Source organism: Desulfuromonas sp., assembly GCA_002869615.1.
Classification (GTDB): domain Bacteria; phylum Desulfobacterota; class Desulfuromonadia; order Desulfuromonadales; family UBA2294; genus BM707.
In genome coordinates this window covers 1-15,055 of sequence record PKUH01000104.1, presented here as the reverse complement: position 1 = coordinate 15,055, position 15,055 = coordinate 1, and the positions used below count along the sequence as shown (strand labels likewise).

The 15,055-nt window shown below is 54.6% G+C and carries 8 protein-coding genes and 1 riboswitch; of the genes, 6 read left to right on the top strand and 2 right to left on the bottom strand.

Annotation, left to right across the window (positions count from 1 at the left end; translation table 11 throughout):
- The first annotated feature begins 213 nt into the window (after window positions 1–213).
- Window positions 214–301: riboswitch (cyclic di-GMP riboswitch) on the top strand.
- Between the two features lie 105 nt (window positions 302–406).
- The 4 genes from C0623_11145 to C0623_11130 are packed head-to-tail and all read left to right on the top strand — an operon-like array spanning window position 407 to window position 12,340.
- Window positions 407–4,708 carry a hypothetical protein gene (locus C0623_11145; GenBank protein ID PLX98802.1) on the top strand — a complete coding sequence of 1,434 codons (4,302 nt, stop codon included), beginning with the start codon at window positions 407–409 and terminating at the stop codon, window positions 4,706–4,708.
- A 26-nt stretch (window positions 4,709–4,734) separates the two neighbouring features.
- A complete protein-coding gene (locus C0623_11140) occupies window positions 4,735–5,235 on the top strand; it encodes a hypothetical protein (protein ID PLX98801.1) in 501 nt (166 codons plus the stop codon).
- 39 nt (window positions 5,236–5,274) lie between these two features.
- Window positions 5,275–6,504 (top strand): hypothetical protein, encoded by a 1,230-nt coding sequence (locus tag C0623_11135; protein ID PLX98800.1) that lies wholly within the window; start codon window positions 5,275–5,277, stop codon window positions 6,502–6,504.
- 37 nt (window positions 6,505–6,541) lie between these two features.
- The gene (locus C0623_11130; GenBank protein ID PLX98799.1) at window positions 6,542–12,340 is read left to right on the top strand and encodes a hypothetical protein; all 5,799 of its coding nucleotides are present in this window, start codon (window positions 6,542–6,544) and stop codon (window positions 12,338–12,340) included.
- Between the two features lie 4 nt (window positions 12,341–12,344).
- Here the strand turns inward: C0623_11130 and C0623_11125 are convergent, their stop codons facing one another.
- The gene (locus tag C0623_11125; GenBank protein PLX98798.1) at window positions 12,345–13,121 is read right to left on the bottom strand and encodes a hypothetical protein; all 777 of its coding nucleotides are present in this window, start codon (window positions 13,119–13,121) and stop codon (window positions 12,345–12,347) included.
- A 111-nt stretch (window positions 13,122–13,232) separates the two neighbouring features.
- On the opposite strand from C0623_11125, the gene C0623_11120 reads away from it, so the two are divergent.
- Both C0623_11120 and C0623_11115 read left to right on the top strand, forming a co-directional pair.
- Window positions 13,233–13,418, top strand: coding sequence for a hypothetical protein (locus tag C0623_11120; protein ID PLX98797.1), 186 nt, complete (start codon window positions 13,233–13,235; stop codon window positions 13,416–13,418).
- Window positions 13,419–13,734: 316 nt separating this feature from the next.
- Entirely contained in the window at window positions 13,735–14,181 is a 447-nt protein-coding gene (locus tag C0623_11115) for a hypothetical protein (protein PLX98796.1), read from the top strand.
- Between the two features lie 457 nt (window positions 14,182–14,638).
- Here the strand turns inward: C0623_11115 and C0623_11110 are convergent.
- Window positions 14,639–15,055, bottom strand: a 417-nt coding sequence (locus C0623_11110; GenBank protein ID PLX98795.1) for a hypothetical protein, incomplete at its 5' end; no start/stop codon positions are given.

Below are 15,055 nucleotides of genomic sequence, written 5' to 3'. Positions count from 1 at the left end.
GATTCACAGCAAAAGCCCTTCCGGATTTCCGGAAGGGCTTTTTTTATAACCCCCTGTAACTTAATGCCTTTCGTTAGAAATCCACTCCTGTTTGGCACACTCGATGCACATATTTACAGGAACAACCAGATTCACACGTAATCGTTCACGAACTCGAAAATTCAATTAGTTATGAGGTTTACGGAACGAGCAGACGAATAACATAAACATCCTCTCCGATAAGAGCAAACCCGGGGAAATCCGGGGACGCAGAGTTAAGGGCCTGTAATTATTGAATTTTACAGGCAGCCTGGCCGCCGAAGAGGGGTGTTGTTTACTGGAAGAATCAAAACGGCAGACTCCGTATCCAGCACAAGCAAACACCCGGTTTCGGCAACATAAATCGGGTGTTTTTTTGTGAGGTAGCATGCAAAGATTGCCAAACAATGCACATTTAATGACAAAAACAGTCACACTCTTGTCACACTTATGTGCAACAAGACCGGTAAATCTTGCAAAAAAAGCCTTAATTTTTAAAAAATCAAACGGCTGCTTTTACTTTTTTCTGTTTTTTTTCTTCCTGCTTGGTTCACTTCATTTCACGGTAAACAGTGCCGAAGCCTGGCCGGCTGAAAGCGACTGGAACGCCCTTTATTACAACGGCGGCGACTTCGTTGATGACCCTCAAAAGGATAGCGCTACGTCCAGGGATATCGTCGGTGACACCACCAATTTCCCGGCTGGCTCAATGTACAACGATGGCACCTATATCTACTTTCGCCAACGCATCGACCAAGACCCGCGTGACAACTCTTTGACCGCCCTCGACCCCTTCGGCTGGGGTTTCCTGTTCGACACCGACGGCGATGCCGGCGATTATGAATTCTTGCTCATGCTTGACGGTATCAAAGCACCCGAGAGCATTTACCTCGCCGCAAATACCACCAAGACTAATATCAGCGATCCGAGCGATAAAGCCGAGACAAAAACCTGGTCTCAATTGCTCAACAGCGCCCCGGTCAGCGGCAATTACCGGGTTCTAACTCCGACCGACCCCGATGGCCCGACTTCAAGCTTCGGCGGAGACGGAGATTACTACCTCGACTACCGCATGCCGTTCGACATCTTCAAATCGACCCTCGGCCTGACCGACGATTCACTCATCCGCCTTTTTATCGGCAGCTCCAACAGCGCCCAGACCCTGACTGCCGACCTTGGCACCTCCGCCGGCACCCCGACCCTCACAGACGGTCTCTCCGATGAAGTTCTGCCGAACGGCGAACTACCTGCGACCGCCACCATAGCATTTGTTGCCGATATCGCCGGCAATGGTTCCGACACCGAGTTCTATCCCGGAGAACCACTTTTTATCAGGGTCGACGATTCAGACCAGAACAGCATTCCGACTCTGCGCGAAACCGTTAGCGTCACCATCGTGTCAAACGGAGACACCGTAACCGTCACCCTGACTGAAACCGGAGTCGACTCGGGAGTTTTTAACGCCAGCCTGACAACAGAAGAGGCACCGGCATCCTCAGACGAAATACTGCAGGCTTCACCAATCGAATTTGTTACCGCCAGCTACGTCGATGCCGCTGATGCCGACCTCGATCAGTTCGAAGTTCGCAGCACCAACATCAAAGCTCTTCCGGCAGCCGATCTCGCTCTCACAAAGAGCGTCAACAACTCTACCCCCGACGAAGGTGACAACGTCACTTTTACACTGACGTTGACCAACAATGGCCCCAGCAACGCCACCAGTATCAAGGTCACGGACCTGCTCCCGCCAGGGCTCACCTATGTCAGCGATACCGGTACCGGCAGCTACTACAACCCTGCAACCGGGATCTGGTCGATCAACACCCTTGCTGCCAACAACAACGTCAGTCTCGATATTGTCGCTTCGGTCGATCCGGGAACCAGCCTGACATCGATCACCAACACCGCCGCCATCACTGCCAGATCACCGGCAGTGGACCCCGATCCTTCCAACAACAGCGCCACTGCCTCTGTCGCGGTAACCGGAGCAGACATCGCTCTTACCCTTTCGGCCGACACGATTACTCCGAACGGTGGCGACACCGTCGTCTTTACCCTGACCGCGACCAACAACGGCTCATACGATGCCACCGGAATCGTTCTCACCGACCTCTGGAACATAGCCGAACTCACCTATGTCAGCAGCAATCCCAGCGCCGGCAGCTACAGCTACACTGCTGGCTCCGGGAGTGGAACCTGGACGCTCGGCCCCCTGGCGAACGGCGCCAGTGAGACCCTGGAGATAACCGCGACGGTCAATGCAACCAGCAATGCGAGCATCAACAAGACCGCGGCTATCTCTTCGGTCGACCAGAGCGATCCGATCAGCACCAACGACAGCGCATCCGTGCCCCTTTATGTTGACGGCACCGATTTACGCCTGACGAAAAACGTCGACAATCCTACGCCTGATGTCGGAGATACCATTACTTACACGCTGCTGCTAGAAAACCTCGGCGCCAACCCGGCAGCCGGGATCCAGGTCGAGGATCAGCTGCCCTCCGGGGTGACCTACAGCAGCCATTCCGCGCCGGCCGGAACCACCTACGATCCGGCAACCGGAATATGGGCTTTCGACAACACCCCGCCTCCTACGGAACTGGCCGGAGGAGCAAGTACGTCACTGACCATAACCGCCGTCGTTGCCAGCGGCACGGCCGGCCAGATCATCAGCAACACCGCAGAAGTTATCGCCGGACCGGTCGATGCCGACACCAGCAATGATTCGGACAGCATCAACATCACCGTCCGTTACATCGATCTCGACATCACCAAGTCGGTTGACAACACGACGCCACAGGATGGCGATACCATCGTCTTCACCATCACCGTCGAGAACAAGGGGTCGATCGATGCGACCAACGTAGTCATTTTTGATGAACTTCCCGGTCAACTCGACTATGTCAGCTCCTCGGCAGACATCGGCAGCTATTCTGAAACGACCAACCTCTGGACGGTCGGCACGATCACTGCTGCAGCCCCGGGCAACACCGCCACACTCACGATTACATGTACCGTAAACATCAGCAAAAACGACCCCGCAACCTTCTTCAACTTCGCCTCGCTACAGTCGGCAGACCAGGAAGACCCGGTTAACGACAACAATACCGACAGCGTGCTTATCGGCGTAGCCGGAACCGACATCTCGGTTGTTAAAAGTGTCGACCAAAACAACCCCTCGACCGGCGACAGGATCACTTACACCCTTGTCGTCACCAACAACGGCCCCAACACTGCAACCAATCTCGAGATCAGCGAAGTCCTCCCCGCCGGGCTCAGTTACGTTTCTTCGAGCTCCGACTACGGGAGCCAGACCTCTTACAATGATGGTACCGGGATCTGGGTGATCGGCAACAAGAGCGGCGGCGACACCGTCCTGCCGGCCTACACCACCGTCACCCTCACTGTGACCGCAGATGTCACCGCAGCGAACGGCACGACCCTGGTCAACACCGCCCTGGTCAGCAGCCTCGACGAAGCGGAAACCGACAGCACTAACAACACCTCCCAGGTGACGGTCATCGTCGGCGGCGCCGACCTCGCCCTGGGCATGGTCGCCGACACCCCGACACCTACGGTCGGCGATACGGTGACCTACACCTTGACCCTGACCAACAACGGGCCCGACAGCGCCAACCTCATCGAGGTCAAAGACCTTCTGCCGACAGGGCTGACCTACAGCAACCATAATCCCGAGCCTGGCACCACCTACGATCAAGCCACCGGAATCTGGGACGTCGGCACCCTCGCTTCAGGCACGACAATCGCGCTAGAGCTCGTCGCAACTGTCGATGCCGGCACCGGCGGCACAACGCTCACCAAAACCGCAACCGTTACGAACAGCAGCCTACCCGACCCGAACACGGCCAACGACACCGCGAGCGTGATCCTGGTTGTCCAGGAGGCCGATATGGCCTTGAGCAAAATCGTCGACAACGCCACGCCCCAGGAAGGGGATACGGTGGTTTTTACCATCACCGTCCTGAACAACGGGCCGACAAGCGCTAACGGGCTCGAGGTAACCGACCTGCTTCCCACGGGACTAACCTATAGCAGCCATACCCCCGAGCCTGGCACCACCTACGATGAAACCACTGGGATCTGGGACCTGAGCGGCCTGACTTTGGCGAAACAGACCTCGGCGGCCTTGACGATCACCGCGGACATCGACTTCAGTACGGCGGGGACCGACATCACCAACACGGCTGAAATTACTGCCGCTGGTACCTATGACCCGGTCTTGGGCAACAACCTGGAAGATGCCATCCTTACTCCGGTAGCCGCGCCGGTAGCCAACCTGACGATTCTCAAGAGCGCCAGTTCGGCCAGCGCCCAGCCCGGCGACACCATAACCTACACGATTATTATCACCAACACCGGAGCGGGACCGGCAAACAACGTGATTCTCGATGATGTCATGATGAGCAATTTCGTTGCGCTTGGGGTCAATCCTTACGGCAACGGAACACCTTTTACTTATATTGATCCGAGTCCGTTTTCGGATAGCGGACTGACCGTCGGCACCATCTCTTATGAAGATCAAAGCGGCACACCCATCACCCTGACCGATGGGGGCGGCGGCGCACCGGCCGGCAGCGATGGTCGTGTTGCCAAATGGACAGTGACATACAACGGGTCGTTGCCGGCAGCTGAAAGCTTTACCGTCATATACCAGACCGTCATTAAATAACAAATGAAGAAGAAAGAAGGTTGCTTATGAAACTCGCAAAATTGACAACAATCTCCATAATTATCGGCATTTTGGCATTACCTGTTGCTGCCTTCGCAGCGGCCCAGGTCACCATTGATACCCTGGTCGAAAAACAGGTCGTTAGCGAAGACAACGGCACCATTCAAACACGGTATGTAAAGACTGAAAATACGGTGCCGGGCGACACTCTCCGTTTCACGCTGCTGTTCCGTAACAGCGGCGATGCCGTTGCGGAAAACGTTGTCATCGACAACCCGATTCCTTCCAGCACGCTTTACCTGGCCGGATCGGTGACGACCTACAAACAAATTTCGCCACTCTTCTCGATAGATAGTGGCAAATCGTTCAGAAAACCTTCACTGCTTACATACGAGACCACAACCCCGGATGGCAACACCGAAACGAAGGTTGCTTCACCGGAGAAATATACCCATATCCGCTGGCAGATACCCACTCTCCCTCCCGGAGAAAGCGGACAGGTTTCATTTGAAATAATAATTCAATAATTGACCCCAAAATATTTTAGACCCGAAAGGAGATAAACCATGAACCTCGAAATCATACCTTACCACCTGAAAGCCTTAAACCTTACTCGAGCGGGACCGCCAGCGCCGCGCTTCTGGTGGCATGCGGGTAAACCGCCAGACCTGACCACGAATCACAACGACAACGCAATCAAACAACGAACAGACATGAAGAAAGTTAACAAAAAAAGGAGAAAAGAGATGAAACCAAGGACAATGTTCAGAAACATAACAGGGATTATGATATCGGCCCTGTTTCTCTCCCTGATAATGGCTCCGACATCAGCACTGGCCGCTACGGCCGCCGGGACCATCATCACCAACACCGCTTACGTTGACTGGAACAGTAACCCTAACGCGGGACCTGTCCCGGCAACAGCAACCGTTACTGTCGATAAGCAACCATTCGGACCGACGGTCCTGTATGACAGCACTTCACCTGGCACGACCATTAGTGAGGGAACAGATGCGGACATTACCTACACCATAAGAAGTCAAGGTAATGGCACCGACATCTACGACCTGACCCTTGGGTCAGCGGAAACAGGTGACCTCGGTGCTCCGACTTACTTAGGCACAAACCCGACCACTGTCGACCTCGGCGCTTCGATGGTCCTGACCGCTGCCGCAGCAACCGACACGATCACAATCGCCGGTCTGGCGGCCGATCACGGCCTTGCTGCTAACGAGACCGTCTACATTGGGACTACTGCGTACACGATCAATACTGTTACCGAAAATACAACCGACAGTACCGTGACTCTGTACGATTTTGGCACAACGAATGCGGCAAGTGTCACCGTTTCAGTCGGTGATCCGGTCGTCGAACAGCGCACTTTAACCTTCACCATGACCGCCGGTACGTACTCGGGTGCAACCGATGGAACACACGCCATGACCCTGACGGCTGCCTCGCAGGTAGACGGTGCTTCCGGTTCGGTCAATAACCCGACCATAACCGTCACCCGGGCGACCCTGACCATTGACAAGAGTGCCAGCCCGACCAGCGCGGCACCCGGCCAGGATATTACCTACACGATCACGGTCGAGAATACCAGCGGTGCTACCGCTAGTGGCGTCACTGTCACTGACTCGGCCCCTACGTTTACAACCTTCAAGTCAGCTGAATGGTCGATTGACGGTGGTGCGACAACAGCGGTAACAGAAGCAGCTCTTGCTGCAGGCGTCAATGTCGGAGATTTGAATGCCAGTTCAATCTTGACGGTTACCCTGATTGTCACTGTGGACTGATGAGTCAGGCAACCTGAGCGTGCCTGATTAGGAACTTATGAACCTGACCTGTTCTCACATAACGACCGTAACGGAACGCATCCGGCGCAAATGTATATTTGCGTTCAGCGTCTTGTTGCGCCCTGTGAGCAGAGGTCAGCAACCTCAACCCGTCAGATCGGGAAGTGCGGCGACGCACTTCCCGGTCCGCCGGTCCTTGTCGATGAAGTCTCTTCATCGCCTGGGACGGGCGTTGCTCGTTACCTGTTTCCTGGTAGCGGGGGCGGCAACAGCTCAAGCGTATAATATCGACAACATCGCGACCCTTGACTACACCTACAGCGGCGTCGGGTTTACCATGAACTCGAACCCCGCGACAGTACTGGTTTCGCCACCCTCTTCGTCCGCAACAATCGAATTTTTGCGGACCGTTGATGATCCTCTTGGAACCACTCTTCCAGTCACTGAATTCAGTTCTGCTGCGCCACCGGGGACTTTCAACCCGATCCTGCAACCGAATCCGGGTACCCTTACCGCGGCAACAAGTTATCTCAATAACGACGTTGTCGTTATCAGGGTGACCGATCCCGATCAAAACATTGATACGACAACTGCTGAAACGGTTCTGGTCCAGGTATCAGGAACTGTTTCCGGCGATCTTGAATTATTACGGTTAGCTGAAACAGGATTAAATACAGGTATTTATATCGGTTATGTTTACCTGAGCCCATTGCCTCCGGTTGATTTTGACGGTCAGCTCTTAGTAACAACCGATGAGTTGATTCAGGCTGATTACATTGATCCTGTCAACGGAGATTCGGCCTCGGCAACCAGCCTGGTCGATCCGTACGGTTTCATTTTTGACAGCGCCACAGGCCTTCCGGTAGACGGTGCGGAGGTTGTTCTCATTGATGAGGCTACCGGACTTGATGCAACAACTGTTCTCGGCGATGATGGCTCAGCCTACCCGGGCCGGGTTGTCAGTGGCAGCATCGTCACAGCTGGTTCATTAACCTACAACTTCCCTCCCGGTGGGTTCAGGTTCCCACTCATCCCGGCCGGCGACTATCGATTGCAGGTCATCCCGCCAACCGGCTATATTTTCCCATCGGCGGCAGCCAGCCCGGCCGGAGCCTACACTGTCCAGACCCCGGATTCCTACGGTGGAATCATTACCGTCAGCACCGGTGTCCCGATCAGGGTTGATGTTCCGCTCGATCCGGGAACGACCGGAAGCAGCTCCGGGCTCTGGCTGCAAATGGGCACCGACCGTAACCTGGTCTCGTCTGGTGACATCTTCACCTTTACGCTGAACGTCGAAAATACCGCAGCCGTGACAGCAACAACCGTCAGCATCACCCAGCAGCTGCCGGCCGGTTTCCGTTATCAACCGGGATCGACAACCGTGGACGGAATCCCTGCTGCCGACCCGGCCGTTTCAGCCGATGGCAGCACCCTTGTTTTCTCAATCGGCGACATCCCGACCGGAACAACCGTCGATATCGATTTCCGCAGCCAGGTCGGCGCCATACTGCCGGGAGAATATCCGAGCGACGCCCTCGCCCGGGCCGTTTCCGGGCAGGTTTCCAATCCGGCCGATGCGACCGTTCGAGTCCGTGATGAACTCGGCAACGGCAAGAACATTATCGCCGGGCGGGTCCTGAACGGCTGCGGCACCGAAGCCGGCGTTGAAGGGGTCCGGATTTACCTGGAGGATGGCACCTATGTACTGACCGACAACCGCGGCCGCTACCACATCGAAGGGGTCATCCCTGGCACCCATGTTGTCCAGATCGATCCGATTACCCTGCCGGAAGGATACGAGGCGGTCAGCTGCGAGGAGCACACCCGTTTCGCCGACAACCCGGAGTCACGTTTTGTCGATCTGCAGCCCGGCAGTCTCTGGCGCGCCGACTTCTACATCCACGACAAGCCGATCAACGGAGAGGTGTCAATCGCCCTCAACAACGACTACGCGATCGGCTCTGCCGCAACCTATACCGTTACCCTGGCGGGCAACGATATTCCGTTCCGGAACCAGACACTCGAAGTTGAGCTGCCGCCCGAGGCAACCTACCTTCCGGGCAGCTCCCGTCTGAACGATCTGACCTTGACCGATCCGGAGATTGACGGACAAAAGCTTACTTATGTTCTTCCTGACCAGGCAGACACCTGGCAGAGCACGGTCATCTTCCAGACATTCATTGATCAGGAGACCAGCACCGGTGAAATGCCGGCCCATGCCCGTCTGCACTTCGACACACCGGCAAGCCAGGGGCTGGTCACGCCGGATGCGGAAAGCACCCTGATCTGGATCTCCAGGGGAGAGCGCGCCACCATCAAGGAGCTGTTGATACGTCCGCATTTCGGCACCCTGAACGCCGTCCTCAGTCCGGACGATATCGCGTCAGTTGACCAGGCCGCGAAAAAGATTGAAAAACTCAACATTATCAAGGTCTTTGTCGTCGGACATACCGATGAACGCCGCATCAGTTGGCGTGAAGGGATTCTCTACCGTGACAACTTCGAGCTCTCCGAAGCCAGGGCCGAATCTGTCTCGCGTCGACTCCAGGAACAACTCAATCTCGATCCGGAACAGCTCGTCATCGTCGGCATGGGTGCCGCCGAGCCGATGGCCGACAATGAAACCGAGGAAGGGATGGCATTGAACCGACGCACCGAGCTGCGAATCCTGCATCGGATTATTATTGACCCGGAAAATGAAAAAATCGAAGCGCAGTCCGGCAAAGCCGGGTCCCTGAAAACCGCTTTGGAATCAAGGAATCCTGAAAATGACCCTGAACCTGTTGCAACCGGCATTCTTTCTCCGGCTGCTGGACATAACCTGCCGCACCGGATCGATGCCATCCGGGTCAGAATTGATTCAAAACTGAAACCGAAACTATCTGTCGACGGCACTGAAATCCCTGAGGAAAGGGTTGGTTTCAGGATGACTGAGCCGGACAGCGAAACCATTTTGATGACTTATATCGGCATCGATTTCGGCGAACCCGGGCAGCACAACCTCAAGATCGAGGGCATCGGTCCTTTCGGCAACACCCGCTTCGAACAGGAGATCACGATCAACCGGACCGGCAAGATTGCCCGTCTCGAAGTTATCGATACCGAAGGCAATATTGCCGATGGGCGTACGCCGGTCAAAATCCAGGTTGCAACTTACGATGAATCCGGCCAACGCATCCCGGCCGGAGCAAAACTGGAGGTCCGCAATGGTGAGCTCATCCCGGCGGAGATCAAGAACCGCCGCTTGCCGAACGCTCCCGATGCCAATCTGCTCACTGTCAACAGCTCGGGGACGGCAACATTCGATCCGGTCAACAAAGCCGGCCTCTATCACATTGTTCTCGGTTACGAGGATTCCGAAGTTGAGGCTGACGTTTACATCGCTCCGGAAAAACGGGACTGGATTCTGGTCGGTCTTGGCGAAGGGACCGCCGGCTACAACTCGATTTCCGGTAACATCCAGCCGCTCGATCCGAACGCGCCGGAAGAAGACTATTACGATGACGGCCGCATCGCTTTCTTCGCCAAGGGTCAGATCAGGGGCGAATGGCTGTTGACCCTCGCCTACGATTCGGACAAGGAAGACCTGAAAGATCGGAGCCTGCAACAAATCATCGATCCGGGAACATATTATACGGTGTACGGCGACACCTCCGAACAGGGTTACGCTGCCGCCAGCGCCGAGAAGCTCTTTATCAGGATTGAACGCGAACGCTTCTATACCATGTTCGGTGACATCAACACCGGCATGAACGTAACCGATCTCTCCCGTTACAACAGGAGCCTGACCGGCCTCAAATCTGAATGGAGTGGTAAACACTTCGGTTACTCGGCCTTTGCCAGTGAAACAGCTCAGGGTTTTGTCCGTGACGAAATCCGGGGGGATGGCACTTCGGGACTCTATCGGCTCAGCCAGAGTGACATTGTCATCAATTCGGAAAAAATCGTTCTCGAAACCCGCGACCGGTTCCATAGTGAGCAGATTCTCGAAAGCCGTTCATTACAACGACATCTTGACTACGACATCGATTATTTCGCCGGCACCATCTTCTTCAAGCAACCGATACAGAGCCGCGATCAGGGGCTCAACCCGATCTTCATTACCGTTGACTATGAAACCGGGGCACAAGGGGCTGAGGATTATACCTACGGCGGCCGCGCTTACAGCCGGACCGGCAATGGCAATGTCGAAATCGGCGCCAGCCTGGTCCACGAAGGGCAGAATGCCGTTGCGAGCGATCTTTACGGTGTTGACGCCAAGCTGAAACTGACCGACAGCCTGACCGTTTCCGGTGAATGGGCAACAACCGGGACCACTACCCCGCTCCTCGACACGGAGGGTGACGCCTGGTTGGCCGAGATTGAACACCGTACCCGACTCTTCGACTTGTCAGCCTATATGCGCGAGCAGGATGCAGGGTTCGGTCTCGGCCAGCAAAATGCCAGTGAATCGGGAACGCGTAAATTCGGCACGAATCTGCGTTACCGGTTCAGCCAGAGGCTTGATGTTGACGCCGAATTCTACAAGCAGGAAAACCTGACGTCCGCCATCAAACGGACCGTTGAGGAAGCTGCGCTTAATTATCACGACAAGCGCTACAATCTGAGTGCCGGCTTGCGCCACGCTGAAGACGACCAGCCAACCGGACTTACGGAAACTTCTGACCAAATAACCTTTGCTGCCGATTATCATGTCACCAAAAAACTTGACCTGACCCTGCGTCACGAGCAGTCGATCGCTAACAACGAAAACCGCGATTACCCGACCCGGACGGCGGTCGGCGCTAACTATAAACTGAACCGTTCGGTGTCACTGTTTGCCGAGCAGGAGATCACCGCCGGCGATGCGGCCGATACGGCCAGCACCCGGGTTGGACTGAATGCCACCCCATGGGACGGTGGGCAGATCCGGACCTCGATGGAACAGAACCTCAATGAAGCCGGTCGCCGGGTCTTTGGCAATCTTGGCCTGCTGCAGACCTGGCAGATCAACCCGAAGCTGAGCCTCAACTTTTCGGTTGATCGAAGTCAGCTCATCTCAGGAACTAATAACAGCTCATTCCACCCGGATCAACCACCGGCATCCGGCAGTTCCGAAGATTTTACGGCTCTTTCAACTGGCCTTTCGTACCGTGAAATTGACTGGACCTTCGACACCCGGGTTGAGTACCGCACCAGTGACACGGAAGAGCGGTGGGGACTGTTTGCCGGGTCAATCGTCGAGCCAGAAACGTTCCTGGGCCTCAGCCTGCATGGCAGTTACTTCACAACGGATCGATCTGACCAGAGCACGTCGACTGATGCTGATCTGAGCTTCGGCCTTGCTTATCGTCCCGACAACCGGGTCTGGTTGATCCTGAACCGGCTCGATCTGGCGACCTCATTGAACGAAACTACAACCGCGAAAACCGCACACTGGAAGATCGTCGAACGGCTCAATGCCTTCTGGCGTGCCAATGCAAATAATCGTTTGAATTTCAAGGCAGGCGTCCGTTATGCCGCCGACGATTTCGGTACAATCGACTACTCCGGGATGACCTGGCTCTTCGGAAGTGAATGGCGCCACGACATCAGCAACCGGATCGATGTCGGACTGCATGGTAGCGCTCTGACCGTTCAGGAACTTGGTCAATCGCTCTATCACTCCGGCGCCTCGATCGGGTACTCACCGGCTGAAAACTTCTGGATCAGCCTCGGCTACAATTACCAGGGCTTCCAGGATGATGATTTCTCGCAGGCCGAGTACACCGCCCAGGGTCCTTATGTGAAATTCCGCATGAAGTTCGACCAAAACTCGGTTCGAGACGCACTCCGCTGGATGGGTCGCAACTGAGGAATCAGTGAGGAAGGGTCAGACCATCCACTGGATCAGTTGCGTTCATAAGGACTTTCAGAGCGTAAACTTCATCCGGGACCAGGCTGATCGGTATATGTTCCGGGTCGACCTCCAGTAGCTCCGAAACACAGGGGCCCATGCGTGACAGTGAGGCCAGTTCGTGACAGCTGCTGCAATGATCGGTAAACAATGTCTGTGCCCCGGTTGGCACCGGCGGCCCGGATTCGGCTACCGGCTCACCGGTTCCGACCGGCGCCGAAAAGCTTGCCGACAACCAGTTCATCGGTTCATCGGCAAAGCTGGCATCAACATGCAGGGCTTCAAAACTCCCGGAAAACCACTCTCCATTTTCAACAATCTCGAGTGTTCCCCCAACGGTCATAAGCGATGTTGATGCGAATCCGTTGAATATGGTCAGACGGCAGATCGACTCATCCGTCCCCAGGTCATAGGAACCCGGCTCGATGTCGGCCGGACAATCGATTCGCAGGATGTTCGTATCAAACCACATTTCATCATCCTCTGCCGCAATCAACTCGGCCCGCAGAACCAGACCAAGACTGTTTTCGTTGACCGAGATATAATCGGGCTGCTGCAAACCATAGGTATCGGTCAGGTATTGAAGTTCGGTGACCTCGGTCGGATCGGGGGTCGTTATGACTTTATTTGAATTGGTACCCACGTCGCCACCGCCACCGCCGCCGCAACCGACCAGGGCAAAGATGACCGCAAGGAGAAGAAAACTCTGGAATGGCTTGTATGTCAGATTTGTGTTCATGACTATCTATATTAGCGAGAAGAATGCCAACTAAAAAATAGCCATAACATGCTGTAATCATTGAATTTATTTCATTGGCAGGCGGGAGCTTCTGGTTCAATTTCTGCGCAGATGAATTCATTTAAAAAAATGCAAACCATTGAATTTATTGACACTTTTCACAATACAGAGCATACCGGTACGTGTGCAATTATTGAACAGGCGATTTCCCTTTCGAAACAGGCAATAAATAACAGTCATTGCCCCGAAGAAGAGAGCAGCCCGAAACAGCTATATATTAGGTTCTTCGCAGATTAGAGTGAATACAACGTTAGACTCCTCCTTCAGCTGGCTCAGGACAAGCAAGAAAAGTCAGGAGCCGGTCGTTCGATACCGACGGTTTTGATTGGTTTTGTTTATGGCGGCACCTGTTAGATGGGGACACTTCCCGAAGTTCAGGGAAGTGTCCCCGGAGAAAAGTTTACGTTGGGAGAACCGCGCGGTCGCGGCCGCGCACTCCGCCATACTCTTTTATTGAGCCATAAAAGAGTATGCAGAAAACGGCTCCCTTGCAGGGGGCTTTTTTGTACGGTCAGGATTATTTCTGTTCAACTTTGCTGCTCAGGAGTTTGCCTTGAGGCAAACGCAGCACGTCTCCGTGGCGGTTGCGGTTGGGCTACGGTTCAGTGAACGCGGTGCCAAAGGGCGACCTCAAGAGCACCGGGGGTGGGTCAAAATCATCAATGGATTCCCGATCGGAGTCGAAAAGTTGCACGGGGACACTACCCGAATTACAGAAGTGTCCCCTGTAGAAAGCATTTTTAACATTTCCACTGCTCTACCGGGGCCATATATGAGACCGCCGAGCAAGCGGATTTTAATCCGGCGTTCAGGGAACGCCAGTGACTGCCGGATTAAAATCTGCGCAGTGAGGGAACCTGATCATCAGGCGGGTGATACCGGCGAACTGGAATTATGCTTTCATGGTGCGATTGAAAAAGTATGGCGGTATTTGGGTGCGCACCATTTATTCCCGATAAAACGCGATGAACCATATATCAGGGGGATAAAAAGTACGTAGAAACGATACGTGGTGCGGGTCTGGTCAACGAGATCAAAGAGAGCCGGAATCAATATTAACGACCCGATACAGTCTATACGTCCAGGCAAGCATAAGCGCGCTACGTCACCGTGTTCCGGAATCGTCCGGCAACAGTCCAGACCGTGCACGGAACCACCATCGTGCTCAAACACCAGCAAACCGCTATCGGGGTTACAAAGCCTGATGATCATCTCAATCCTGGCGTGAATCCGGAATCCAGAGCGGGCATCCAGATTCAACCGGCCAGCCATTGCAGAAGATCCCGAATTTCATTGTCGAATGGGGCACACCTTGGCGTGAAAAAACCCAGAAGAAGAGATTGTTCCAGTTTGCAGTTTTTCAGTCAGCGAACCGATAACCGCAGAATGTCGAAACAAACTCCCGATAAAAAACCGATTATCAGCTACAAACCAAAACAGGTAAAACCCGATATTGACTATTTCCCTGCCTGAATACCGGGCTTAGCGAAATAAGACGAAAAAAGCGGCCGTAAGGTTTCCAGTTTATCTTCCAGCAAAGACGGCATATTCTTGACAAACATATCGAGCAGAATCAGGGCATTAACCGAGGCATCGTTTTGCGCAGCCTGGCGGAGACGACGGGCCATGGCTGTATTGATTATGCCGAGGTTATGATAAATATCCTTCAATCCATCCAGGCTCAACTCCAGGCGTTTATCCCCTTGCGCCGACAAGTACGTTCCCAGAAGATACATCCCGGCGGCCCGCATAAAGGTGTCCTCTTCCGACGACAGGGGCAGATGGAATCGTGCCATAGGCCGGAAATATCCGAGGTGGGGGCAACCACTCGTTGCCAGGAGCAAACCGACGAGAGAGCCGAGAGCTCTCTGGAG